General features: G+C 68.0%; 18 protein-coding genes. 6 read left to right on the top strand and 12 right to left on the bottom strand.

The window, feature by feature from the left end; translation table 11 throughout:
* Positions 1-147: 147 nt before the first annotated feature.
* The 5 genes from ACIHEJ_RS23315 to ACIHEJ_RS23295 are packed head-to-tail and all read right to left on the bottom strand — an operon-like array spanning position 148 to position 5,711.
* The gene (locus ACIHEJ_RS23315) at positions 148-1,215 is read right to left on the bottom strand and encodes an ABC transporter ATP-binding protein (protein ID WP_400138411.1); all 1,068 of its coding nucleotides are present in this window, start codon (positions 1,213-1,215) and stop codon (positions 148-150) included.
* Positions 1,199-2,182, bottom strand: coding sequence for an ABC transporter ATP-binding protein (locus tag ACIHEJ_RS23310; protein WP_400138410.1), 984 nt, complete (start codon positions 2,180-2,182; stop codon positions 1,199-1,201). The genes ACIHEJ_RS23315 and ACIHEJ_RS23310 overlap by 17 nt, the downstream gene beginning before the upstream one ends.
* 4 nt (positions 2,183-2,186) lie before the next feature.
* Complete coding sequence (locus tag ACIHEJ_RS23305) at positions 2,187-3,167, bottom strand: ABC transporter permease (RefSeq protein ID WP_400138409.1); 981 nt, start codon at positions 3,165-3,167, stop codon at positions 2,187-2,189.
* Positions 3,160-4,080 (bottom strand): ABC transporter permease, encoded by a 921-nt coding sequence (locus ACIHEJ_RS23300; protein ID WP_400138408.1) that lies wholly within the window; start codon positions 4,078-4,080, stop codon positions 3,160-3,162. The genes ACIHEJ_RS23305 and ACIHEJ_RS23300 overlap by 8 nt, the downstream gene beginning before the upstream one ends.
* Before the next feature lie 5 nt (positions 4,081-4,085).
* Positions 4,086-5,711 (bottom strand): ABC transporter substrate-binding protein, encoded by a 1,626-nt coding sequence (locus ACIHEJ_RS23295; protein WP_400138407.1) that lies wholly within the window; start codon positions 5,709-5,711, stop codon positions 4,086-4,088.
* A 466-nt stretch (positions 5,712-6,177) separates the two neighbouring features.
* Here ACIHEJ_RS23295 and ACIHEJ_RS23290 point away from each other — a divergent pair, with 466 nt between their 5' ends.
* The 6 genes from ACIHEJ_RS23290 (at position 6,178) to ACIHEJ_RS23265 (ending at position 13,202) form a co-directional block, all read left to right on the top strand.
* Positions 6,178-7,206 (top strand): ABC transporter permease, encoded by a 1,029-nt coding sequence (locus tag ACIHEJ_RS23290; protein WP_400138406.1) that lies wholly within the window; start codon positions 6,178-6,180, stop codon positions 7,204-7,206.
* Positions 7,207-7,280: 74 nt separating this feature from the next.
* On the top strand, positions 7,281-9,062 hold the full coding sequence (locus ACIHEJ_RS23285) for an ABC transporter substrate-binding protein (protein ID WP_400138405.1): 1,782 nt from the start codon (positions 7,281-7,283) through the stop codon (positions 9,060-9,062).
* A gap of 82 nt (positions 9,063-9,144) precedes the next feature.
* Positions 9,145-10,125: an ABC transporter permease gene (locus tag ACIHEJ_RS23280; RefSeq protein WP_400138404.1), complete on the top strand. Its 981-nt coding sequence runs from the start codon at positions 9,145-9,147 to the stop codon at positions 10,123-10,125.
* 9 nt (positions 10,126-10,134) lie between these two features.
* Positions 10,135-11,160, top strand: a complete 1,026-nt coding sequence (locus ACIHEJ_RS23275) for an ABC transporter ATP-binding protein (RefSeq protein ID WP_400138403.1) — start codon at positions 10,135-10,137, stop codon at positions 11,158-11,160.
* A 26-nt stretch (positions 11,161-11,186) separates the two neighbouring features.
* A complete protein-coding gene (locus tag ACIHEJ_RS23270; RefSeq protein WP_400138402.1) occupies positions 11,187-12,230 on the top strand; it encodes an ABC transporter ATP-binding protein in 1,044 nt (347 codons plus the stop codon).
* Between the two features lie 231 nt (positions 12,231-12,461).
* Positions 12,462-13,202, top strand: a complete 741-nt coding sequence (locus tag ACIHEJ_RS23265; RefSeq protein ID WP_400138401.1) for a class I SAM-dependent methyltransferase — start codon at positions 12,462-12,464, stop codon at positions 13,200-13,202.
* A gap of 105 nt (positions 13,203-13,307) precedes the next feature.
* Here ACIHEJ_RS23265 and ACIHEJ_RS23260 read toward each other — a convergent pair whose 3' ends face one another.
* The 7 genes from ACIHEJ_RS23260 to ACIHEJ_RS23230 all read right to left on the bottom strand — a co-directional run bounded on the left by ACIHEJ_RS23260 (position 13,308) and on the right by ACIHEJ_RS23230 (position 24,195).
* On the bottom strand, positions 13,308-14,429 hold the full coding sequence (locus ACIHEJ_RS23260; RefSeq protein WP_400138400.1) for an ABC transporter ATP-binding protein: 1,122 nt from the start codon (positions 14,427-14,429) through the stop codon (positions 13,308-13,310).
* A 12-nt stretch (positions 14,430-14,441) separates the two neighbouring features.
* A complete protein-coding gene (locus ACIHEJ_RS23255) occupies positions 14,442-15,506 on the bottom strand; it encodes an ABC transporter ATP-binding protein (RefSeq protein WP_400138399.1) in 1,065 nt (354 codons plus the stop codon).
* Positions 15,507-15,516: 10 nt separating this feature from the next.
* Positions 15,517-16,497, bottom strand: coding sequence for an ABC transporter permease (locus ACIHEJ_RS23250; protein ID WP_400138398.1), 981 nt, complete (start codon positions 16,495-16,497; stop codon positions 15,517-15,519).
* 87 nt (positions 16,498-16,584) lie between these two features.
* Positions 16,585-18,393, bottom strand: a complete 1,809-nt coding sequence (locus ACIHEJ_RS23245; protein ID WP_400138397.1) for an ABC transporter substrate-binding protein — start codon at positions 18,391-18,393, stop codon at positions 16,585-16,587.
* A gap of 138 nt (positions 18,394-18,531) precedes the next feature.
* A complete protein-coding gene (locus ACIHEJ_RS23240; protein ID WP_400138396.1) occupies positions 18,532-19,566 on the bottom strand; it encodes an ABC transporter permease in 1,035 nt (344 codons plus the stop codon).
* 404 nt (positions 19,567-19,970) lie between these two features.
* Complete coding sequence (typA, locus tag ACIHEJ_RS23235) at positions 19,971-21,878, bottom strand: translational GTPase TypA (protein ID WP_400138395.1); 1,908 nt, start codon at positions 21,876-21,878, stop codon at positions 19,971-19,973.
* A gap of 139 nt (positions 21,879-22,017) precedes the next feature.
* Positions 22,018-24,195 carry an ABC transporter family substrate-binding protein gene (locus ACIHEJ_RS23230; RefSeq protein ID WP_400138394.1) on the bottom strand — a complete coding sequence of 726 codons (2,178 nt, stop codon included), beginning with the start codon at positions 24,193-24,195 and terminating at the stop codon, positions 22,018-22,020.
* Positions 24,196-24,337: the final 142 nt, after the last annotated feature.

Below are 24,337 nucleotides of genomic sequence, written 5' to 3'. Positions count from 1 at the left end.
CGGGAACTGCGCCGACCACGGGCCGAGTTGACCGCGAACCGCGTTAACACGCAGGCAACTCGGCGGAAGCGGCACCGATATACGGACACGGGACGCTGATCAGCGTACGGCCGTGCGGGTGCCGTGGACGGGCCGGGGTGCATCACGTCACCCCGGCCCGTTGCCGTTCCCTCGCGCCGGCTCCCTCGGGACCACCGTCCTCTCCTCCGCGAAGTGGCACGCCGAGTCATGGGCCGCGGGACCGGCGGTGTCGCGGAAGCAGGCGGGCACCGCGAGCGCCGGGACCTCCCGGGCGCAGCGCTCCTGCGCCTTCCAGCAGCGGGTGCGGAAGCGGCAGCCGGAGGGGATGTCCGTCGGGGACGGCACGTCACCGACGAGGATGATGCGCTCGCGCTGTTCACGGACCTCGGGGTCCGGGACCGGGACCGCGGAGAGCAGGGCCTGGGTGTAGGGGTGGGTGGGGTGGTCGTAGATCTCGGTGTCCCGTCCGATCTCCACGATCCGGCCGAGGTACATGACCCCGACCCGGTCGGAGATGTGCCGGACGATGGACAGGTCGTGGGCGATGAAGACGTAGGAGAGGTCGAACTCCGCCTGCAGCCGGTCCAGCAGGTTGATCACCTGGGCCTGCACCGAGACGTCCAGGGCGGAGACCGGTTCGTCGGCGACGATCACCTCCGGGCGCAGGGCCAGACCCCGGGCGATGCCGATGCGCTGACGCTGACCGCCGGAGAACTGGTGGGGATAGCGGTTGATGTACTCCGGGTTGAGGCCGACCACGTCCAGCAGCTCCTGGACCCGGCGGCGCCGCTCGCCCTTCGGCGCGGCCTCGGGGTGGATGTCGTACGGCTCCCCCACGATGTCGCCCACCGTCATCCGGGGGTTGAGGGAGGTGTACGGGTCCTGGAAGACCATCTGGATGTTGCGGCGTACGGCCTTCAGGGCGCGGCCGGTGAGCCGGGTGATGTCCTCGCCCTTGAACCGGATGGAGCCGGCCGTCGGCCGCTCCAGGTTGCAGAGCAGCTTGGCGACCGTCGACTTGCCGCAGCCCGACTCGCCGACGATGCCGAGGGTCTCGCCCGTGCCGAGCGTGAAGTCGACGCCGTCGACGGCCTTCACCGCGCCGATCTGCTTCTTGAAGAGGATGCCCCGGGTGAGCGGGTAGTGCTTGACGAGGCCGCTGACCTCCAGGATCGGCTCAGTGGTCGAGGTCATGCAGGCACTCCCTCCAGAAGTGGCAGGCGCTGCCGCGCTCTTCACAGACCTGGTACAGCGGGGGTTCGTCGGTGCGGCAGACGTCCCGGGCCATCGGGCAGCGGGGGTGGAAGGAGCAGCCGGGCGGGATGTGCGTCAGGTTCGGCGGGAGGCCCTTGATGGCGTACAGCTCCTGGCCCTTCTGGTCCAGGCGGGGGATGGAGTCCAGCAGGCCCCGGGTGTAGGGGTGGGCGGGCGCCTTGTAGATGTCGTGGACGGGGGCGGACTCGACGATCCGCCCCGCGTACATCACGGCGATCCGGTCGGCCACGTCCGCGACGACCCCCAGGTCGTGGGTGATGAGGATGAGCCCCATGCGGTACTCGCGCTGCAGCTCCGCGAGCAGGTCCATGACCTGGGCCTGCACGGTGACGTCCAGGGCGGTGGTGGGCTCGTCGGCGATGACGAGCGCCGGTTCCAGGGCCAGCGCCATGGCGATCATGATGCGCTGGCGCATGCCGCCGGAGAACTGGTGGGGATAGTCCCGCACCCGCTGGGCGGCGCCCGGGATCCGCACCCGGTCCATCAGCTCGACGGCCTTGGCCCGCGCGTCCTTCTTCGACATCCCGCGGTGCACGACGAACATCTCGCCGAGCTGGTCGCCCACGGAGTGCACGGGGTTGAGCGCGGACAGGGCGTCCTGGAAGATCATCGCCATGCCGGCGCCCCGGATCCTGCGCCGCTCCTCTTCCTTCAGCGTGAGCAGGTCCCGGCCCCGGAAGAGGATCCGCCCGCCGGTGATCCTCCCCGGTGGCATGTCGAGGATGCCCATGACGGCCTGCGCGGTGACGGACTTCCCCGACCCCGACTCCCCGAGCACGGCGAGCGTCTCCCCCGCGTCCACGCCGAAGCTGACCCCGTTGACGGCATGGGCGATCCCGTCCCGGGCCCGGAACTCCACCTGCAGGTCCCGCACCTCGAGCAGCACGGCCTCACCTCAACTTCGGATCGAGAGCGTCGCGGACCGCGTCGCCGAGCATGATGAAGGCCAGGACCGTGACGGCCAGGGCGCCCGACGGCCAGAGGAGGGCGTGGGGGGCGTTGCGGATGTAGGGGGAGGCGGCGGAGATGTCGATGCCCCAGGAGACGCTGGGCGGTTTCAATCCCACGCCGAGGTACGACAACGTCGCCTCCAGGGCGATGTAGGTGCCGAGGGCGATGGTCGCGACCACGATCACCGGGGCCACGGCGTTCGGGGCGATGTGGCGCAGCAGGATCCGGGAGTTCGAGGCGCCGAGGGCGCGGGCGGCCTGGACGTAGTCGTTCTGCTTGGCGGTGATGACCGAGCCGCGCGCGATGCGCGAGATCTGCGGCCAGCCCAGCAGCACCATGAAGCCGATGACCGGCCAGACCGTGTTGCTGGTCACCACCGACAGCAGCACCAGCCCGCCGAGGACGACCGGGATGGCGAAGAAGATGTCGGTGATCCGTGACAGCACCGAGTCCCAGAGCCCGCCGAAGTAGCCCGCCAGGGCGCCCAGCACGGCGCCGATGACGGCGACCCCGGCCGTGGCGCACACGCCGACCGTGACGGACGTGCGGGCGCCGTACACCGTGCGCGTGTAGACGTTGCAGCCCTGTCCGTCGTACCCGAAGGGGGCGCCCGGTCCGGGGCCGTCCTGGGCCTTGGCGAGGTCGCACTTCAGGGGGCTGCCGGAGGCGATCGCCGAGGGCCACAGGGAGATGAAGACCAGGAAGACGATGACCAGGGCGGAGACGACGAAGACCGGGTTGCGGCGCAGGTCCCGCCAGGCGTCGGACCACAGCGAGCGGGGTCGGCCCGCCGGGCCGGCTCCCCCCGGTCCCCCCGGCACCTTCTCCAGGGTGACGGCCTCGCTCGCGCCCAGGTCCATCGCGCCGCCCATCCCGGTGCCGGCGATCGCACCCTCGGGCTCGTACGGCTGTTCACGCATAGCGGATCCTCGGGTCGAGTACGGCGTACAGGAGGTCGACGAGGAGGTTGGCGACGAGGAAGACCAGCACGAGGACGGTCACGAAGCCGACGACCGTCTGGGTGTTCTGGCGCAGGATGCCCTGGTAGAGCTGGAAGCCGACGCCGTGGATGTTGAAGATCCGCTCGGTGGCGATGGCGCCGCCCATCAGGGCGCCGATGTCGGCGCCGATGAAGGTGACCACGGGGATCAGGGAGTTGCGCAGCAGGTGCCGGACGATCACCCGGCGCCGGGGCAGGCCCTTGGCGACCGCCGTGCGGACGTAGTCGGACCGCTTGTTCTCCGCGATCGAGGTGCGGGTGAGGCGGGTGACGTAGGCGAGCGACACCGAGGCCAGCACCAGGCCGGGCACGATCAGCTCGTCGATGGTGCCGTTGCGGACCGAAGGACTGATCCACTGCCAGCGGATGCCGAGCAGCAGTTGCAGCAGCAGACCGGTGACGAAGGTGGGGACTGAGATCACGACCAGGGTGAGCAGCAGGACGGACGTGTCGACGGGGTGACCTCGGCGCATGCCGGTGACGACCCCCAGCGTGATGCCGATGACGATCTCGAACAGGATGGCCACGACGGTCAGCCGGATGGTGACGGGGAACGCCGTCGCCATCAGCTCGGTGACCGGCTGGCCGTTGAACGCCGTACCGAAATCTCCGGTGAAGACGTTCCCCATGTAGGTCGCGTACTGCTGCCAGAGCGGCTTGTCCAGGCCGAACTCGCGCTTCAGCTGGGCGGCGGTCGCCGGGTCGCACGCCCGCTCGCCGCACAGTCCCGCGATGGGGTCGCCCATCACGTTCACCATGAGGAAGATCAGCAGGGTCGAGCCGATGAACACCGGGATCATCTGGAGCAGTCGCCGGACGACATAGCGCCCCATGCGGCTCAGCTGACCTTGATCTGGCTGTAGACGGGAACGCTGAAGGGATTGAGGAAGACATGGGAGAGCCGCTGCGAGTAGCCGGCGCTGCCGTTCTGGTACCAGAGCGGGATGGCGGCCATGTTGTCCCGTACCACCTCCTCGGCCTTCTGGAAGGTGGCGACGGACTTGGCGGTGTCGGTCTCGCGGTTGGCCTGGTCGACCAGCCTGTCGAAGTCCCGGTCGGACCACTTGCCGTCGTTGGAGGAGGCGTTGGTGTAGTAGAGCGGCTGGAGGAAGTTCTGGATGAGCGGGTAGTCCATCTGCCAGCCCGCCCGGAACGGGCCGGGCAACCGGTGCTGGCCGATCTTGCCGCGGAAGTCGGCGAAGGTGCCGACGGGGTTGCCGACGCAGGCCTTGTCGTTGCCGAGCGCGTTGTTGATGGAGTTGCACACGGCGTCCACCCACTCGCGGTGCGAGCCCGTGTCCGCGTTGTAGGTGATCTTGACCTGGCCGCCGGGGATGCCGCCGCCCTCCTGGATCAGCTTCCTGGCCTCGTCGGGGTGGTACTCGCAGGCCCTGCCGCACAGGCCCGCCTTGTAGCCGCCGGCCGCACCGAGCACCGGGGAGGTCCAGTCGGTGGCCGGGGTGCGGGTCCGCTTGAAGATGGTGTCGGTGATCTGCTTGCGGTTGATCGCCATGGACAGGCCGGTGCGGACCTTCTGTGAACCGGGTTTGTTCCACGCCTTGTCGTAGTAGGGGAAGGCGAGGGTCTGCAGGATGCCGGCCGGGGTGTTGAGGTAGCGGTCGCCGAGGTCGCTCCTGACGTTCTTCAGCTGGGCGGCGGGGACGTCGTCGACGAGGTCGAGGTTGCCGGCCATCAGATCGGTGTAGGCGGTGTTGCTGTCCGTGTACACCCGGAGCTCGACTCCGCCGTTCTGGGCCTTGTCCGGGCCGGGATAGCCGTCCCACTTCTTCAGGGACATCTGTGAGCCCTTCATGTAGGACTCGATCGTGTAGGGGCCGTTGCCGACGGGCTTCTTCAGCCAGGCCGCGTGGTCGGTGAAGAAGAGGTGGGGCAGCGGGGCGAAGGCCGCGTAGCCGAGGGTGTCGGGGAAGCCCGAGAACTTCTGGTTGAGCCGGACGGTGAAGGTCTGGTCGTCCAGCACCCGCAGCCCCGACAGGGTGTCGGCGCTCTGCGTGCCGTGGGACGGGTGGACCTTGTCGTATCCGTCGATGTAGCCGAAGAAATAGGCGTTCTTCTGGTTGTTCCGCAGGCTCGCCCCGTAGTTCCAGGCGTCCACGAAGGACCGGGCGGTCACTCTCTGGCCGTCGGAGAAGGTCCAGCCGCTCTTCAGCCTGACGGTGTAGTTCTGCGAGTCCGTGGTGACGATGGACTGGGCGAGCATGTTCTTGGCCTTGCCGGTCCTCGGGTCGTACTGCTTCAGACCCCGGAAGATCATGTCGAGGACCTTGCCGCCCTGCACCTCGTTGGTGTTGGCCGGCTCCAGCGGGTTCTGCGGGTCGCCCCAGGAGGAGCTGAGCACCGCACGGCCGCTGCTCGCGCCCACGCCCCCGCCCCCGCAGCCGGTGGCGGCGAGCATCAGCGCCAGCGCGCCGGCGGCCCAGCGGGCGTGCGTCATTCCCCGCATGGTGTCCCTCCTCGTGATCACCCAACCATTACCGGCCAATATCGGCTCATACGACACATACCGCATGTGTGGCGTCCCCGTGAGGGGCCTTTAGGGGGACACGTCGTCCGAATGCAGACACCCGTCGGGGTGCATGGGGACGATCTTGGGTCGAGGGCGCAACACATCTCCGCGCAACGATGCCGAAACGTTGGATTGCGACGCGTCGATGTACGCATTTCGACACACTACCGTCCGCATATCGAACTTCTTGCCCGATTAGTCCAGTTAGTCCAATGTGAAGCACGGATTGATTACAGCGCGCTACCCGCGTAGCTACGGAATGATCAAGTACAGGCAAAGAAGGTAAAGAGAAACCCAAGCCGGACCAGAATTTATTGACCTTGAATGAATTGCGTTGAAAAAGTCCGGCGTAGCCCGTAGGGGAGCGCCCTGCGGAGCCTTGACCCACAAGGCACGGAGCATCATGACCCCCGCAACCCCTTCCTCGGCCGCCCCACTCGAGGTGACCAAAGAAGACAACGCCGCATCGGCGAAGCCCGGCAACCCCAAGGGCACTGAGAGCCGCTCACCGGGACGGCTGGCCTGGACCCGATTCAAGCGGGACCGGACGGGTGTCATATCCGCCCTCGTGGTGATCTTCTTCTTCGTCGTGGGCATCGCCGCGCCGCTGATAGCCAAGGTGTACGGCAAGGACCCGTACACCACGTACGGCATGAACATCCCGGGTCTGCTCAACGAGTTCAACAACCCGGTCAAGCCCAACGGCGGCATCAGCTCGGACTTCTGGCTCGGCATCGAGCCGCAGCTCGGGCGAGATGTCTTGACCTTCCTGCTCTACGGCATCCGCAACTCTCTGCTGATCGCCACCGCCGCCGCACTGCTGACGACCCTGCTCGGTGTCGTCATCGGCATCACCGCCGGCTACCTGGGCGGCAAGACGGACTACCTCGTCGGCCGGGTCATCGACATCCTGCTGGCGTTCCCGCAGACGCTGTTCTTCATCGCCTTCTGGCCCGTGGTCATGGCGATCTTCGTTCCGCCGACCGACAACACCCCGGTCTGGCTGACCGTCACCAGCCTGATCCTCGTGATGACGGCCTTCGGCTGGGCTTCCATCGCGCGTCTGCTGCGCGGTGAGGTGCTCGCCCTGCGCGAGCGCGAGTTCGTGGAGGCGGCCAAGGTCACCGGCGCCTCCCCGGCCCGGATCATCTTCAAGGAACTGCTGCCCAACCTGTGGACGCCGATCCTCATCCAGGCGACGCTCCTCCTCCCGACCTACGTGACCGCGGAAGCGGGTCTCGCCTTCCTCGGTGTCGGCCTCTCGGACCCGACCCCCGACTGGGGCGTGATGATCCAGAACGGCGCCAAGTACTACCAGGACGACATCACCTTCATGCTCTTCCCCGGCCTGGCCATGGTGATCTTCGTCGTCGCCTTCAACCTGCTCGGCGACTCGGTCCGCGACGCCCTGGACCCGAAGACCAAGCGCTGAGTACCTCCCGGCCCGGGCGACGGGGCCCGGCCGGGATCAAGCACCACCTGTCATCCACTACGAACGGGTCAGCCATGTCTCTCTCCCGCAGAAACTTCGTCATCGCCACCTCTGTCGCGGCCGCGGGCTCGACGCTGCTGTCCGCGTGCAGCAGCGGCGGCGGGGGCGGCAACGGCACCCCGAACGCCGGCGCCACCAGCTACACCGGCGCCAAGGTCACCATCGGCACGAAGGCCGACTCCACCGGCCCGGCCCCCGAGATCGACGGTGCGAAGAAGGGCGGCACGATCTACGGCCTCGCGCCCGACGACTTCTCGCACCTCGACCCGCAGCGCATCTACTACGCGTACAACTCCACCGTCGCGCTGCTCCTGCACCGCTGCCTGACCGGCTACAAGATCGACTCTTCCGGTCACCAGAAGCTCGTCGGTGACCTGGCCACCGACACCGGCACCGCCTCCAAGGACAACAAGACCTGGACCTTCACGCTGAAGGAGGGTCTGAAGTGGGAGGACGGCAGCGAGCTGACCGTCGAGGACGTGCGCCACGGCATCGAGCGCCTGTGGGCCCCGTTCGTCACCGAGTCCGGCACCTACGTCCAGATGGCGCTGACCGGCAAGGGCGCCAAGTGGCGTGACGCCTACGAGGGCCCGTACAAGGGCAAGCACCTCGACTCGATCGTCACCGACAAGGCCAAGCGGACCATCACCTTCCACCTGGCCGAGGCGAAGCCCGACTTCAACTTCACCCTGGCGATGCACTCCTACGCCGCCACGTCCCCGAAGCTGGACACCAAGGAGAAGTACGACAAGAAGCCGGCCGCCTGCGGTCCGTACAAGATCAAGGCGCACACCACCGACAAGTCGATGGTGCTGACCCGCAACAAGTACTGGGACCCGGCCACCGACTCGATCCGCAACGCCTACCCGGACGGCTTCGAGTTCCTCTTCGGCATCGAGACCCTCGACAGCACCGACCGCCTGATCTCCAACCAGGGCAACGACCAGTACGCGGTCTCGATCTACAAGGGCGTCCCGGCCGAGCGCATCCAGAAGGTGCTCACCGACCCGGAGCTGAAGAAGCGCACCTTCAACGGTCTGCTGACCGGCACCTACTACTACGCGATCAACACCAAGCGCGTCACCGACCTCAAGGTCCGCCAGGCCCTGATCCACGCCTGGCCGCTGCAGCAGATCCGGCAGATCTACGGCGGCCCGTCCGCCGGTGACATCGCGACCTCGATCCTCAGCCCCGACATCATCGGCTACGAGAAGTCCGACGTGTACGGCAAGCTGAAGAAGCCCGCGGGCGACCCGGCGAAGGCCAAGGCGCTGCTGAAGGAGGCCGGCAAGGAAGGCGTGAAGGTGGTTTACGCCTTCCCGCAGGACCCGACCTACAACAAGACCAAGGTCGTCATCGAGAACGCGCTGAAGGCGGCCGGCTTCACCCCGGTCATCAAGCCGATCGACTCCACGTCGTACTACGACCAGATCCAGCAGATCGACAACAGCTTCGACGTGATGTGGTTCGGCTGGTCCCCGGACTGGCCCACCGCCTACACGATGATCGAGCCGCTGTTCGACGGTGCCGCCATCGGCAACGGCCAGAACAACGTGTCCCAGACCAACATCGGCTGGATCAACGACGCGATCAAGAAGAACGCGGTGATCCCGGACCAGACCGAGGCCGGCAAGGCCTGGGAGGCGCTGGACAAGAAGATCATGTCGGAGGTGGCGCCGATCATCCCCGAGACGTTCACCCGTCGCTTCTACGTGTACGGCTCGAAGGTGGGCGGTGCCCAGTTCGACCCGAACTTCTCCGCGACCCTGCTGTACAAGACCTTCGTGAAGGCCTGACGTACGAATCCCGGCGGGGCGGCCACGACGCCGCCCCGCCGTCTCACCCCCTACGGCATCCCGTCAGGAAAACCCAACTGCCATGCTCCGCTTCCTCATCCGCCGGACCCTCGGCGCCGCTGTGATCCTGCTGATCATCAGCGCCCTGGTGTTCGTCCTGTTCTACGCCGCTCCGCGCGACCCCGCCCGCCTCGCGTGCGGCAAGGTCTGCACCCCCGAGACCCTGGCCCTGGTGAAGAAGAACCTGGGGATCGACCACTCGCTCCCCGTGCAGTACTGGGACTGGCTCAAGGGCATTTTCGTGGGGCGTGACTACGCCTCCTTCGGGCACTGCGACGCGCCGTGCCTGGGTTACTCGTTCCAGAACCGCGAGCCGGTCCTGGGCACGATCCAGGACCGCTTCCCGGCCACGATCTCGCTGGCGCTCGGCAGCTCCGTCGTCTTCCTGGTGTTCGGTGTCGGCACCGGCATGCTGGCCGCGGTGAAGCAGGGCAAGCCCCTCGACAAGATCGCCAGCTCCGCCTCGCTGATCGCGTCCTCGATGCAGATCTACGTCATCGGCGTCTTCGCCACGTACCTCCTGGTGGACCAGCTGCACCTGCTGGACCGGGCCAACTACACGCCGATCACCGAGAACCCGGGCAAGTGGTTCGAGGGCCAGCTGGTGCCGTGGCTGGTGCTGTCGCTGATCTTCACCGCCAACTACACCCGTATGACGCGCTCCCAGATGGTCGAGTCGCTCAGCGAGGACTACGTCCGCACGGCCCGCGCCAAGGGACTCTCCCGCAAGACGGTGTTCTTCCGCTTCGCCTGGCGCGGCGCGATGGGGCCGATCATCACCATCTTCGGCCTCGACCTCGGCACGCTGCTGGGCGGCGCGATCATCACCGAGTCGACCTTCAGCATCCAGGGCATCGGCAAGCTCTCGGTGAAGGCCGTCAGCACCAACGACCTGCCGATGCTGCTCGGGGTCGTCCTGGTCGCCGCGGCCGCGATCGTCGTCTTCAACATCATCGTCGATGCCGTGTACGCCCTCATCGACCCGCGCGTGCGCCTCGCATAAGGAGAGACCATGAGCACCCCCTTTCTCTCCCTGCGCGACCTGAAGGTCCACTTCTCCACCGAGGACGGCGTCGTCAAGGCCGTCGACGGGCTCTCCTTCGACCTGGAGCGGGGCAAGACCCTCGGCATCGTCGGTGAGTCCGGCTCCGGCAAGTCCGTCACCAACATGGCGATCCTGGGCCTGCACGACCCGCGCAACACCGCCATGGACGGCGAGATCCTGCTCGACGGCAAGGAGCTGATCTCCGCCACGGAGTCCGAGCTGGAGAAGCTGCGCGGCAACAAGATGTCCATGATCTTCCAGGACGCGCTTGCCTCGCTCTCGCCGTACCACACCATCGGCGCGCAGATCTCCGAGACGTACCGCAAGCACACCGGTGCCTCCAAGAAGGAGGCCCGGGCGCGCGCGGTCGAGATGCTGCGCCGGGTCGGCATCCCCCAGCCGGACGTCCGTGTGGACGACTACCCCCACCAGTTCTCCGGCGGTATGCGCCAGCGCGCGATGATCGCCATGGCCCTGGTCTGCGACCCGGAGCTGCTGATCGCGGACGAGCCGACCACGGCCCTCGACGTGACGGTCCAGGCGCAGATCATGGACCTGCTGAAGGACCTGCAGCAGGAGTTCGGCACCGCGATCATCTTCATCACCCACGACCTGGGTGTGATCGCCGACATCGCCGACGACGTGCTGGTGATGTACGGCGGCCGGTGCGTGGAGCGCGGCACCAAGGAGGAGGTGCTCCGCAAGCCGGACCACCCCTACACCCTGGGCCTGCTGAACTCGATGCCGAGCCTGAACGGCTCGGTGGACGTGCCGCTGACGCCGATCCCCGGCTCGCCGCCCTCGCTGCTGAACCCGCCCTCCGGTTGCCGCTTCCACCCGCGCTGTGCCTTCGCCGAGAAGGTCGCCGGCGGGCTGTGCTCGACCGAGCGTCCGCTGCTCCAGGTGACCGACGGCCGCGGCGCGGCCTGCCACCTCACCGCGGAGCAGAAGCGGGAACTCTTCGCCGACTTCGCCGAAACCCGGCACCACTGACGGACAGCAGACGGGACTTCACGACCATGAGCAACACGAACCCCCTCCTGGACGTCTCCGGACTGACCAAGCACTTCCCGATCAAGGGCGGCTTCCCGATCCGCCGTACGGTCGGCGCCGTGCAGGCGGTCGACGGGCTCGACTTCCAGGTCGCCGAGGGCGAGAGCCTGGGCCTCGTCGGCGAGTCGGGCTGCGGCAAGTCGACCACGGGCCGGCTGATCACCCGGCTGATGGAGCCGACCAGCGGCAAGATCACCTACCGCGGCCAGGACATCACGCACGCCGGCCGCAAGGAACTCGCCCCGATCCGCTCCGAGATCCAGATGATCTTCCAGGACCCGTACGCCTCGCTGAATCCGCGGCAGACGGTCGGCAAGATCATCGCCGGTCCGATGGAGATCAACGGGATCGACCCCAAGGGCGGCCGGGAGAACCGGGTCCGCGAGCTGCTGGAGATCGTCGGTCTCAACCCCGAGCACTTCAACCGCTTCCCGCACGAGTTCTCCGGCGGGCAGCGCCAGCGCATCGGCGTGGCCCGCGCCCTCGCGCTGGAGCCGAAGCTGATCGTGGCCGACGAGCCGGTCTCCGCCCTGGACGTCTCGATCCAGGCGCAGGTCGTGAACCTGCTGCAGAAGGTCCAGCGGGAGCTGGGCATCGCGTTCGTCTTCATCGCCCACGACCTCGCGATCGTGCGGCACTTCTCGCAGCGCGTCGCGGTCATGTACCTCGGCAAGATCGTCGAGATCGCGGACCGCGCGGACCTGTACGACAACCCGCGCCACCCGTACACGCGGGCCCTGCTGTCCGCCGTGCCCGAGGCGACGGCGGACGCGGAGCCGCGCGAGCGCATCCGCCTGGTCGGCGACGTGCCCTCGCCGATCAACCCGCCCACCGGCTGCCGCTTCCGCACCCGCTGCTGGAAGGCGACGGAGAAGTGCGCGTCGGAGGCCCCGCCGCTGGTCCAGGTGGAGGGCAACAAGCCCGGTCACCTGACGGCGTGCCACTATCCTGAGACGGCGGGGACGATCCCGGCTCCGCGTCTCGCCAAGGACCCCGAGGCGGCGGCCTGACACACCCCTTTCCGTCAGCCGCCCCCTCGCGGAACGGACTGTCACCGGCCCATTGACCCGAGCCCGCGAACGTCCGCTTCCAGGGAACGAAGGCCCGCACCTTCCCAAGTGCGGGCCTTCGCCTTTGTCCCTCCTCCCCCATCGACGCCGTACGGCACGGGAGTTGAGACTCGCTCAAGAACTGCGCCGGAACCTGACGCACCGTTCAGCAACGTGTGTCAGACTGCCGCGGTGGTAGACCAATCGTTCGCCGATCTCTCGCTCGCCGCGCTGTACGACAGCCTCAACCCGTGGGGCCCGGGTGACGACTTCTACCTCGGTCTGGTGAGAGAGGCCCGGGCCGTGCTGGACGTCGGCTGCGGCACCGGGCGGTTGCTGCGGCGGGCCCGGGCCGAGGGGCACCGGGGCCGGCTGATGGGGCTCGATCCGGCCGCCGCCATGCTCGTCCAGGCCCGGCGGGCCGAGCCGGACGTCGAGTGGGTGCTCGGTGACATGCGGACCCGGCTGTGGGACGGGGAGTTCGACCTCGTCGTCATGACCGGACACGCCTTCCAGGAACTGCTCGGGGACGAGGAGATCCGGGTCTTTCTGCGGGCGGTCCGGGCGGCCCTCGGGGCTGGGGGACGGTTCGTGTTCGAGACGCGCAATCCGGCCGCCCGCGCCTGGGAGCGGTGGACCCCGGAGCAGGTGCACGAGGTGACCGCCGCCGACGGGAAGCCGGTGCGGGTGTGGCACGAGGTCCAGGGCGGCGGGCCCGTCGGGGATCGGGTGCGGTTCACGGAGACGTACGAGGGCGACGGCTGGCCGGCCCCGCGGGTCAGCCGCAGCGTGCTGCGCTTCCTGGACAACGGGACACTGCGCAGCTTCCTCACCGACGCCGGCTTGGGCGTCGAGGCGCAGTACGGCGGCTGGGACCGGGAGCCGCTCACCCCCGCCGGCCCTGAGATCATCACCGTGGCCGAGGCAGTCTAGGGCCTCCCCTTCGGGCCGGGCCGACTCCGCCCGGCGCACCGGACCCCGCGGCCCCGGCAAGTCCCCGGGGAGAGGCCCTGGCCACGGCCTCTCCCGGATCGGGGCCTAGTCCGTCGTCTCCTCCTCCAGTGCCACCAGCGCCGGGTCCAGGACGATGTCCTCGTCGCGGGCCTCGATGCTGGGCTCCTCCGGGAAGTGGCAGGCCGTCAGGTGGCCGGCACGGTTGCCGGCGATCTGGATCAGCGGCGGTTCCTCGGTGGCGCACCGGTCCTGGGCCTTCCAGCAGCGGGTGCGGAAGCGGCAGCCGGAGGGCGGGGAGATGGGGGACGGCACGTCACCGGCCAGGCGGATGCGCTCGCGCGGGACGGCCTCCTCCTCCGTGAGGTTCACCTCCGGGACCGCCGACAGCAGGGCGTGCGTGTAGGGGTGGCGCGGGCGGATGTAGATGGACTCGCGGTCGCCGACCTCGATGATCTTGCCGAGGTACATCACCGCCACGCGCTGCGAGAAGTGCCGGACCACCGCGAGGTCGTGGGCGATGAAGAGGAACGCGATGCCCAGTTCCTTCTGCACCTGCTGGAGCAGGTTCACGACCTGCGCCTGGATCGAGACGTCCAGGGCGGAGACCGGCTCGTCCGCCACGATCAGCTTCGGCTCCAGCGCGAGGGCGCGGGCCACGCCGATGCGCTGGCGCTGCCCGCCGGAGAACTCGTGCGGGAAGCGGTTGAAGTGCTCGGGGTTGAGACCGACGATCTCCAGCAGCTCCCGGACGCGCTTCTCCCGGCCGCCCTCGGGCTCGATCCCGTTGATCTCCATCGGACCCGCGATGATCTTGCCGACCGTCTGCCGCGGATTCAGCGACGAGTACGGATCCTGGAAGATCATCTGGATCTCGGAGCGGATCGGGGCGAGTTCCTTGCGGGTCGCCCGGCTGATGTCCCGGCCCTCGTAGGTGATCGTGCCGCTCGTGGGCTCCATCAGCCGGGTGATCAGCCGGCCCGTGGTCGACTTGCCGCAGCCCGACTCGCCGACCAGGCCGAAGCTCTCCCCGGCGTGCACGGTCAGATCGATGCCGTCCACGGCCTGGACGTGGCCGACCGTCCGGCGGATCGGGAAGCCGCCCTTGACCGGGAAGTGCTTGGTCAGCCCCGCGACCCGCAGCAGCGGCTGCACGTCCGCGACGGTGCCGTCGCCGTGCGGGGCCGGAAGGACGATGTCCTCCGTCATGACGATGTCCTCCTAGCCCAGACGGGGCTTGATCTCTTCGATGAAGACGGTCCGCTTCTGGTCGGCGGTGAGATGGCACGCCGACGCCCGGTCGGGGGCGAGCAGCGGGCGCTCGTTCACGCACCGGTCCCTGCCCTCCACCCGGTCCTGATGGGTGCAGCGGGGGTGGAACCGGCATCCGGACGGCGGGTTGAGCAGTGACGGCGGGGCACCGGGGATCGGGGACAGCTGGGCGCCGAGGTCGGAGTCCAGCCGCGGCATCGAGTTCAGCAGGCCCCAGGTGTACGGGTGCTGGGGCGAGCGCAGCACCTCCTCGGTCGTGCCCCGCTCCACCGCGCTGCCCGCGTACATCACCATGATGTCGTCGGCCATGTCGGCGATCACCCCCAGGTCGTGGGTGATGAAGATGATGCCCGATCCGAACTCCTGTTGCAGGTCCTTCAGCAGATCCAGGATCTGCGCCTGGACCGTGACGTCCAGGGCGGTGGTCGGCTCGTCGGCGATCAGCAGATCCGGGTCGCAGACCAGGGCCATGGCGATCATCGCGCGCTGGCGCATACCGCCGGAGAACTGGTGCGGATAGTCCTTCGCCCGCTCCCGGGGGTTGGGGATGCCGACCTTGCCGAGCATCTCCACGGACCGCTCCCAGGCCTGCTTCTTGGAGGCCCCGGTGTGCTTCATGTACGGCTCGGCGATCTGCCGGCCCACGGTGTAGTACGGCGAGAGCGCGGTCAGCGGGTCCTGGAAGATCATGGCGGCCTTGTTGCCGCGCAACTTCTCCAGCTCCGACTCGCGGGCGGTGGTCAACTCCCGCCCGTCGAGCAGGATCTCGCCCTCGACCGTGGTGAACATGGGGTTGTGCAGGCCGAGGATGGTCAGGTTGGTCACCGACTTGCCCGAGCCGGACTCCCCCACGATGCCGAGCGTCCTGCCGCGTTCCACGTCGAAGGAGAGCCCGTCCACGGCCCGTACGACGCCGTCCTCGGTCTTGAAGCTGACGTGCAGGTCCCGCACCGAGAGCAGGGGACCGGTGCCGGCCGGGTTCGGGGCACCGGCCTCCTTGGTCAGAGTGGTCACGACAGTGCTCCTAGGACAGCCGCACGCGCGGGTCGATGAAGGCGTAGGCGGCGTCGACGATGATGTTGAACAGCAGGATCATGGTGGCGGCGAACAGCATCACGCCGAGCAGCAGCGGCAGGTCGCTGAAGAAGACGGACTGCACGGCGAGTTGACCGAGACCCGGCAGACTGAAGGTGTACTCGGTGATGATGGCGCCGCCGAGCAGGGAGCCGAGGTCGATGCCGAAGATGGTGACGATCGGGATGAGCGAGCCGCGCCAGGCGTAGCGGAAGAAGACGTACTGCCGGGACATGCCCTTGGCGCGGGCGGTGCGGACGTGCTCCTCCTGGAGCTGTTCGATCATCGAGGACCGGGCCATACGGGTGTACTGCGCGGCGAAGATCGTGGAGAGCACCACCCAGGGGATGATCAGGCCGCCCAGCCAGCCTGCCGGGTCGGAGGTGAACTCGTTGTAGGCCGGCTTGTCGAACCAGTGCGTCTGGTACACCAGGATCGCCAGGGCCAGCGGGCCGAGGAAGTAGATCTGCAGCGAGCTGATGACCATGGCGCCCGCGGTGGCCGTCTTGTCGATCAGTGTGCCGCGCCGCCAGGCGGCGAGCAGTCCGGTACCGAGGCCGACGAACAGGAAGCACACGGCCGCACCCAGGGTGAGCGAGACGGTGGTGGGCAGGCGGTCCATCAGCGTGCCCCAGACCTGCTCGTTGGTGTGGTACGAGTAGCCGAAGCACGGGGCCGGGCACGGTCCCTGGGCGAACTGGTCGCTGCCCAGGAAGATGTTGTGCAGGAAGATCCAGTACTGCTCGGGGATGGACTTGTCCAGGCCGAGCACATGATGGATGTTCGCGATGCTGTCCGGGTTGCAGGTCTTGCCGCACATCAGCAGTGCCGGGTCCCGGGGCACCCCGAAGAACAGCACGAACGTGACGATGCTCAGCAGGAACAGAATGACGACGGCACCGATGATCCGGCGGACGAGGAAGCGCAGCATGACAGGGCAGCTCTCAGACGTCGGCGGTCCGGGCGGTCCCCGGCGCGCCCGGACGGGGCGGGCGCGCCGGGGACCGGCAGGGGACGGTTACTTGATGTAGAGGCGACGCGGGTCGATGCCGCCGATCACGTCGTCGTAGACGAGGCCGCCGACCTTGGAACCGGCGATCTGGGTCTGCTTGTAGTAGCCGGTCGGGACCTCGTTCACCACCTTGGTGAGGAGGTACTTGTCGATCTTCTCCCACTCGGCGGCGGACCTGACCGGGTCGGTGATCTGGTTGATGCGGTCGATCTCGCTGTTCACGTGCGAGTCGTTGATCTGCGAGTAGTTCGCCGCGCCGTCGGCGATCTGCCGGCCGTCGTACAGCGGCGGGATGACGGTGGAGGCGGACGGCCAGTCGGCGCCCCACGCGGTGTGGAAGATGTCGTACGGGTTGTTCAGCTTGGAGACCTGGTCGTAGTAGGTCTCGGCCGGGATCTCCTGCCGCTGGACGTCGAAGCCGGCCTTCTTCAGGCCCGCCGCCATGGCGGTGGAGTACTGCTGGCCCTCGTTGGTGTTGATGTAGCCGAAGGTCAGCTTCATGTTGAGCTTGCCGGCCTTCTTCAGCAGCTCCCGGGCCTTGTCCGCGTCACCGGCGGGCTTCTTCTTCTTGCCGTACGGGTCGAAGGAGGCGTCGTAGCCGCTGACGGTCGGGCTGATCAGGCCGCCGGCGACCTCCATGGCGTCGGTGCCGCCGTAGGCGCGGACGAACGGGGTGACCGGGAGGGCGTAGGCGATGGCCTGGCGGACCCGGATGTCCTTCAGCTCCGGCTTGCTCATGTTGATGTTCATCTGGCCGACGTACGGCTGGTAGCCGGAGACCGTGCGGGCCTTCAGCTTCGAGTCGCGCAGCACCTGGGACAGGTTGCCCGCGTCGACCTGGTTGTTGAAGCTGACGCCGGCCTGGTCCGCGCCGCTGTCGGCGAGCAGGGCCTTGGTGGAGGTCTCGTACTGCTGGTTGAACTGGAAGTTGAACTGGTCCACGTACTGGTGCCGGATCGGGTCCGTCTTCGCGTCCCAGTTGGGGTTCTTGACCAGCACCATCGACTTGCCGGACTTGAACGACTGGATCTTGTACGGGCCGGAGGTCACCGGCGCCTTGTCGTACCGCTGCTTGGTGTCGCCCTTGGCGGACACCACGGAGTAGCCGGCCATGGCGAGCGCGTACGGCAGGTCGGGGTGCGCCTTCTTGAAGTGGAAGACGATCGTTTTCCCGTCGGGCGTCTCCAGGATGCTGTTCGGCAGGTGCTTGCCCTTGTAGGGGCCGTCCTTGAGGAGCTTGCGGTAGTCGGCGCCGGAGGTGTCGGCCAGCCACTGCTGGAGGTAGCTGGGACCCTGGGTGATGAAGGGGGCGAAGAGCCGCTCGATGGACTGGCGGACGTCCTTGGACGTGATCGGGGTGCCGTCCGCGAACTTGATGCCGTCCTTGAGCGTGTACTTCCAGGTCTTGCCGCCGTCGGTGGTGGTGCCCGAGTCGGTGGCCAGGTCGCCGACGACCTCGTGCTGCTTGCCGTCGTTGCCGGTCGCCTTGTAGCCGGTGAGGCCGCGGTGGATCAGCTGCGCCAGCGACATCTGGTCGGAGACGTAGATCTGCGCCGGGTCGAGGTGGGCGTAGCTGTCGCGCTGGAGGACCTCCATGGTGCCGCCGGACTTGGCGCCGGGCACCTCGGGTGCCGGACCCGTCGAGTCCGCCGCGTCACCGAACTTGATGGCCGCCTGCTGGCTCTTGGCGTTCTCCTGGTCCTTCTTGCCGTCGGTGCCGTCGTCGCTGCCGCCCTTGCTGCAACCGGTGAGCACAAGAGCTCCGGCCGCGAGCACGGAGAGTGCGCCGTATGCGTGGCGTCCGCCCCTACTCATCACGAAGATTCCCACCCATCTGTGTGTCACCAGTGCGTTCTGTGTCTCACCAGTGCGAAAGGGACCGCAGGAAGTGCAGTGCGGTGCAGTGGAGTTGGTGCAATGGAATGTGTACGGAAGAAGTGGTGCAGTGAACGGTCAGCGCGCGGTCTTCGGATCGAACGCGTCCCTGACCGAATCCCCGAGCAGGTTGAAGGCGACGACAAAGATGATCATCGACACGCCGGGGAAGAACATGTAGGTGATGTCGTTCTGCATCACCAGTTCGGTGGACGCCTTGGAGAACATCTGCCCCCAGTCCGGCGTCGGTTCGACGATGCCCACGCCCAGGAAGGACAGGCCCGCCTCGGCCGTCACGAAGCCCGGCAGCAGGTAAGTCGCCTGCACCAGCAGCGGAGTGACGATGTTGGGCAGCAGCTCCTTGCGGATGATCCGCCACGGCGACGCACCGCTGACCTTGGCCGCCTCGATGAACTCCCGTTCGCGCAGGGCGAGTGCGGTACCGCGCAGGATGCGCCCGAGACCCATCCAGCCCAGGAACCACTGGACGAGGATCAGCGCGATCACCCGCACGTAGGTGGGTGTCTCGTCGCGCGGACTGACGAACAGGGAGACCACGACCGGCATGCTCGCGATGAAGAACAGCTGGGCCGGGAAGGCGAGCAGGAAGTCGATGACCCGGCCGATGAAGTAGTCGGTCTTGCCGCCCATGTAGCCGGCGGTGACGCCGAGCAGGATGCCGGTGACGACGACCGCGAGGGTGACGGCCACCGAGATCATCAGCGACGTGCGGATGCCGTAGATCAGCTTGGTGAAGACGTCGTAGCCGTTGCCGGGTTCGAGGCCGAACCAGAACTGCCCGCTGATACCGCCGTTGGGCTGCACCGGCACGCCGGCGCTGTCGAAGAGTTCCGGGCGCTCGTCCGCGTACACCGTGTACGGGTTCTTGCCGTACAGCTTGGAGATCAGCGGGGCGAGCAGCCCTGTCAGGAAGAAGAAACCCACGACGTAGGCCGAGATCACGCCCGTGCGGTCGCGCTTGAAGCGCATCCACATCAGCTGGCCGGGGGACCGGCCTTCGAGCTTGACGGTCTCCGTCTTCGTCTGCGGCCCTGGTGCGCCGTCGACGACGACCGAAGTCCCGCCGCCCTCAACATCGATAGGACTTGTCACGGTTCGTCCGTTTCAAGATATGAGTGACTCCACGCGTTCACCAACTGGAGAGGGATTCCACAGCCCTCCGACACCCCTGACGGAGGGACAGAAATCCCCTGGTGCTCGTGAGTCGGCGCACTGTCCCCACAGTGCGAGACCCATTGACCCGAGCGCTTCGCGGCTAACTATCTGCCATGGGTCGACCACCGACCACCGCCCGTAGATCTCAATTCAGTCACGGATCGCCGCCACATCTTCCAAAATCTGGACAAACAGTCCGACGGAAGAAGCCACGAAACGGACTTGTTACATGGGTATCGGGCAACGATCTCCGCATGCCGGACATTGGGCCCCCGAAAACGGGTTGCAAAAAGCCCGGATGCCCCCGTCGTGGGGGCACCCGGGCTCGACCGGCTCTGGGATCAGCCGTGCTTGGCGCGGCTCGCGGCGCGGGCACGCTCGCGGGCGTCCAGGTTCACCTTGCGGATGCGAACGGCCTCCGGGGTCACCTCGACGCACTCGTCGTCACGGCAGAACTCCAGCGACTGCTCCAGCGACAGCTTGCGCGGCGGCACGATCGACTCGGCCACGTCGGCCGTCGAGGACCGCATGTTGGTGAGCTTCTTCTCCTTGGTGATGTTGACGTCCATGTCGTCGGAGCGGGAGTTCTCGCCGACGATCATGCCCTCGTACACCTCGGTGCCCGGCTCCACGAAGAGCACGCCGCGCTCCTGGAGGTTCGTCATCGCGAACGCGGTGACGGCACCGGCGCGGTCGGCGACCAGGGAGCCGTTGTTACGGGTCTGCAGCGTGCCGAACCAGGGCTCGTGGCCCTCGTGGATGGAGTGGCCGATGCCCGTGCCGCGGGTCTGCGTCAGGAACTCGGTCCGGAAGCCGATGAGACCACGCGACGGCACGACGAACTCCATGCGGACCCAGCCGGAACCGTGGTTGGACATGTTGTCCATCCGGCCCTTGCGGACGCCCATGAGCTGCGTGACCGCGCCCATGTGCTCCTCGGGCACGTCGATCGTCATGCGCTCGACCGGCTCGTAGACCTTGCCGTCGACCTCCTTGGTGACGACCTGGGGCTTGCCGATGGTCAGCTCGAAGCCCTCGCGGCGCATCGTCTCGACCAGGATGGCGAGCGCCAGCTCACCACGGCCCTGGACCTCCCAGGCGTCCGGACGCTCGGTCTCCAGCACGCGCAGCGAGACGTTACCGATCAGCTCGCGGTCCAGGCGGTCCTTCACCTGGCGGGCGGTCACCTTGCGGTCCTTGACGGCCGACTTCGCGTCCGCGCCCTTGCCGGTGCCGCCGCGGCCGACCAGCGGCGAGGTGTTGGTGCCGATGACCATGGAGATCGCGGGCTCGTCGACCGTGATGAGCGGGAGCGGGACCGGGTTCTCGGTGTCCGCCAGGGTCTCGCCGATCATGATGTCCGGGATACCGGCGACCGCGCAGATGTCGCCCGGGCCGGCCATCTCGGCGGGCTTGCGGGTGAGCGCCTCGGTCATCATCAGCTCGCTGATGCGGACGTTGCTGATGGAGCCGTCACGCTTGATCCAGGCGACCGTCTGGCCCTTGCGCAGCTCGCCCTGCTCCACGCGGAGCAGCGCGATACGGCCGAGGAAGTTGTCGGCGTCGAGGTTGGTGACGTGGGCCTGGAGCGGCGCGGCCTCGTCGTACGTCGGGGCCGGGATGTGCTCCAGGATCGTGGAGAAGAACGGCTCGAGGCTGGTGGAGTCGGCCGGGACGGTCCCGTCCTCCGGCTTCGTCAGCGACGCCACGCCGTCACGGCCGCAGGCGTAGACGATCGGGAACTCGATCTGGTCCTCGTCCGCGTCCAGGTCGAGGAAGAGGTCGTAGGTCTCGTTGACGACCTCGTCGATGCGGGAGTCCGGGCGGTCCGTCTTGTTGATGCACAGGATGACGGGCAGGCGCTGCTGCAGCGCCTTGCGGAGCACGAAGCGGGTCTGCGGCAGCGGGCCCTCGGAGGCGTCCACCAGCAGCACGACACCGTCGACCATCGACAGACCGCGCTCGACCTCGCCGCCGAAGTCGGCGTGGCCGGGGGTGTCGATGATGTTGATCGTGATCGGCTCCCCACCGTCCTTGGGGTGGTACTTCACCGCCGTGTTCTTGGCGAGGATCGTGATGCCCTTCTCACGCTCCAGGTCGTTCGAGTCCATGACGCGGTCGTCTACCTGGTCGAGCTGGTGGGCGGCGAAGGCACCGGCCTGCTTCAGCATCGCGTCGACGATGGTGGTCTTGCCGTGGTCGACGTGGGCGACGATGGCGACGTTGCGGATGTCGTGGCGCGTGGCCATAAGCTGCCGTACTCCCGGAGTATGAGGATTGCCCTGCGCCTACGTCTGTGGGGCGCGGGCCCTGCCGGGCTGGACACGCCACGGCCTCACCCCATGGTACGTGGCCCTGCGGGGCTCGGCCTCCGCAGGGCCTTCCGGGTCACTTCGCCTTGTGAGCGGCGGGGCCCTTGGCCCCCTTCCTCAGGAAGCCCATGTCCTCGTAGACGGGCGTCTGGAATCCGAACGCACCCACGTTGACCAGCGTCTTCCGCGCCCCCACCAGCTGGGGCCGCTGATAGAGCGGAATCGATCCAGCGGACGCCCAGATCCTGGCGTCCGCCTTTCTGATCAGGTCCCGCGCCTCGCCGTCGTCCAGCGTGGAGGCCGCCTGGTCGAAGAGCTGGTCCACCTGGTCGGTCCCGACCCGGGTGTAGTTCTGTTCGACGTTCACCGAGCCGTCGGCCGCCGGCAACGGCTTCGCGTAGATCGGCCGGGCGTCCGTCGCCGGGAACGCCGACGACGGCCAGGAGTACAGCGCGAGGTCGTAGTCGCCGGAGGCGATGTGGTCCTTGAAGTAGCTGTCGTCCGGGACCTTGGTGATCGTCGTGCGGATGCCGACCCGCTGCAGCATCGAGGAGATCCTGTCGGCGACCGTCTCCAGGGTCTCGGAGCCCGGCCCGGAGGGCAGCACGAAGCGCAGCGCGAGCGCCTTGCCGTCCTTGGCGAGCGGCCCGGCCGGCGCGGCGGCCGGGGCGGCGGTGCCCTGCGGGGCGTACGCTCCCGGCGCGCCCCCGTGCTTGCCCTCCTGCGCCAGATGCCGGTCGTCCTGCTCCCCGTGGCTCTCGCTCTTGTCGTCCTCGCCGACGATGTACTCCCCGTCGTCACCGCCGTCGGACCGCTTCTCCTTGGCCTTGCCGGACGCCCCGGCCTCGGGCCCGGCCGCCTTCCCGCCCTTCTTCTCCTCCTTGATCGGGCCGCCCGCCACCCAGCCGGCGTCGGTGAGCAGTGCCTGCGCCTCCTTGGTGTCCTGGCCGCCGATGGCTCCGCTGTTGTCGGCGTAGTCGGCCTGTCCGGACAGGGCGAGGTGGCTGCCGACCGGGACGGCGGGCAGGCCCAGCGGGGTGAGCACCAGCTTGGCGAGTTCCTCGCGGTCCAGGGCGCGGGCGACGGCCCGGCGGACGCGTTCGTCGGTGAGCGGGCCCTCGGAGCCGTTGAGGGCGAGCTGGGTGTAGGCGGGCTCCAGCGACTTGCGCACGGCGACGTCGCGCAGCGACTGCTGCTGGTCCAGGTACGTGCTGATCGCCTTGCTCAGCTTCTGCTTGCCGGCCTTCACCTCGTCGGAGTCGAAGCCGTGCGCGAGCGCCCAGGAGCGCAGCTTCTTCACGGAGGTCTTCCCGGCTCCCTGCAGCGGTGTCCCGGTGCCCTTCTCTCGCGCGGCGAGGCCGATCCGCTGGGCGTCGGCGGCGTCGATCTCGGCCAGGTCCACGCTGCCGTCGGCGAGCGCGGCGGCCCGCTTGTCGCGGGTCACGGCGTGCAGCACGATCTGGTTCAGCTTGGCGGGCTTGCCCCACCAGCGCGGGTTGCGGGTGAGGACGACGTCCTTCTTGGCGGTGTCGACCTTGTCCACCTTGAAGGGGCCCGCGCTGACGGCCAGCTTGCGCCGGGCGCCGTCGTTGAAGGCGTCCGGGGTGCCCATGACGTCCTTCGGGTACAGCGGGGAGAACAGCGACTTCCAGTCGGCGTAGGGGCGCGAGAAGGTGACCCGGACCTGGAGGTCGTTGGCGCCGCGCTCGATCTTCTCGATGCGGTCGTAGCCGGCGTTGCGGGCGGTCCAGTAGGCGCTGTTCTTCCCCGACAGGGCGCGCCACTGGGCGACGAAGTCGGCCGCGCCGATCTCCCGGCCGTCGCTCCAGACGGCCTGCTGGTTCAGCTTGTACAGCACCACCTGGCGCGGCTCGGTCTCGATGACCTTGGCCGACTCCAGGTAGGCGGGGTTGGCCACCGGGCGGCCGCTCGCGTCGAGCCGGAACATCGACGGCAGCACGGCCTGGGCGACCCTGGTGGTGCCGGCGTCGGCGTCGGCCTGGAAGGTGTTCAAGGTCTCCGGGAGGGCGTCCACGGCCCACTTCAGGGTGCCGCCGTCGGCGACCAGGTCGCGGGCGACCGGGGCGATGTCCTGTCCGGCCAGGGGCTTGCCCGCCGGATCGTCCCCGTCGGAGCCGCAGCCGGCGAGGAGCGGGACGGCCAGCGCGCCGACGGTGAGGAAGGTGAGGAGGCTCCGCTGGACAGGCCGCGCTGGGCCCCCTTCGGGGCGCTGGTCAACGCCGTCGTGGGACATCTCTGCTACCTCCGGAAAGCCGCGGGCCTTATGCTCACATTTGTCGGTATATGGAGCTGATCACTTTTGGCGGTATATGGAGCTGATCAGATCTATGCAGCCACTGAAGAGGAAAGGATCCGGCCACAGCGGGCGACACGGC

The sequence above is a fragment of the Streptomyces sp. NPDC052301 genome, assembly GCF_044593395.1.
Lineage (GTDB): Bacteria > Actinomycetota > Actinomycetes > Streptomycetales > Streptomycetaceae > Streptomyces.
Note: the sequence above shows the minus strand (reverse complement) of the source record. Positions and strands in the feature narration are given on the sequence as shown.

Coding starts and splice junctions, on each gene's coding strand:
- ACIHEJ_RS23315 (WP_400138411.1), bottom strand. CDS start 1,215: ATGACCTCGACCACTGAGCCGATCCTGGAGGTCAGCGGCCTCGTCAAG.
- ACIHEJ_RS23305 (WP_400138409.1), bottom strand. CDS start 3,167: ATGCGTGAACAGCCGTACGAGCCCGAGGGTGCGATCGCCGGCACCGGG.
- ACIHEJ_RS23300 (WP_400138408.1), bottom strand. CDS start 4,080: ATGGGGCGCTATGTCGTCCGGCGACTGCTCCAGATGATCCCGGTGTTC.
- ACIHEJ_RS23295 (WP_400138407.1), bottom strand. CDS start 5,711: ATGCGGGGAATGACGCACGCCCGCTGGGCCGCCGGCGCGCTGGCGCTG.
- ACIHEJ_RS23290 (WP_400138406.1), top strand. CDS start 6,178: ATGACCCCCGCAACCCCTTCCTCGGCCGCCCCACTCGAGGTGACCAAA.
- ACIHEJ_RS23285 (WP_400138405.1), top strand. CDS start 7,281: ATGTCTCTCTCCCGCAGAAACTTCGTCATCGCCACCTCTGTCGCGGCC.
- ACIHEJ_RS23280 (WP_400138404.1), top strand. CDS start 9,145: ATGCTCCGCTTCCTCATCCGCCGGACCCTCGGCGCCGCTGTGATCCTG.
- ACIHEJ_RS23275 (WP_400138403.1), top strand. CDS start 10,135: ATGAGCACCCCCTTTCTCTCCCTGCGCGACCTGAAGGTCCACTTCTCC.
- ACIHEJ_RS23270 (WP_400138402.1), top strand. CDS start 11,187: ATGAGCAACACGAACCCCCTCCTGGACGTCTCCGGACTGACCAAGCAC.
- ACIHEJ_RS23260 (WP_400138400.1), bottom strand. CDS start 14,429: ATGACGGAGGACATCGTCCTTCCGGCCCCGCACGGCGACGGCACCGTC.
- ACIHEJ_RS23250 (WP_400138398.1), bottom strand. CDS start 16,497: ATGCTGCGCTTCCTCGTCCGCCGGATCATCGGTGCCGTCGTCATTCTG.
- ACIHEJ_RS23245 (WP_400138397.1), bottom strand. CDS start 18,393: ATGAGTAGGGGCGGACGCCACGCATACGGCGCACTCTCCGTGCTCGCG.
- typA (WP_400138395.1), bottom strand. CDS start 21,878: ATGGCCACGCGCCACGACATCCGCAACGTCGCCATCGTCGCCCACGTC.
- ACIHEJ_RS23230 (WP_400138394.1), bottom strand. CDS start 24,195: ATGTCCCACGACGGCGTTGACCAGCGCCCCGAAGGGGGCCCAGCGCGG.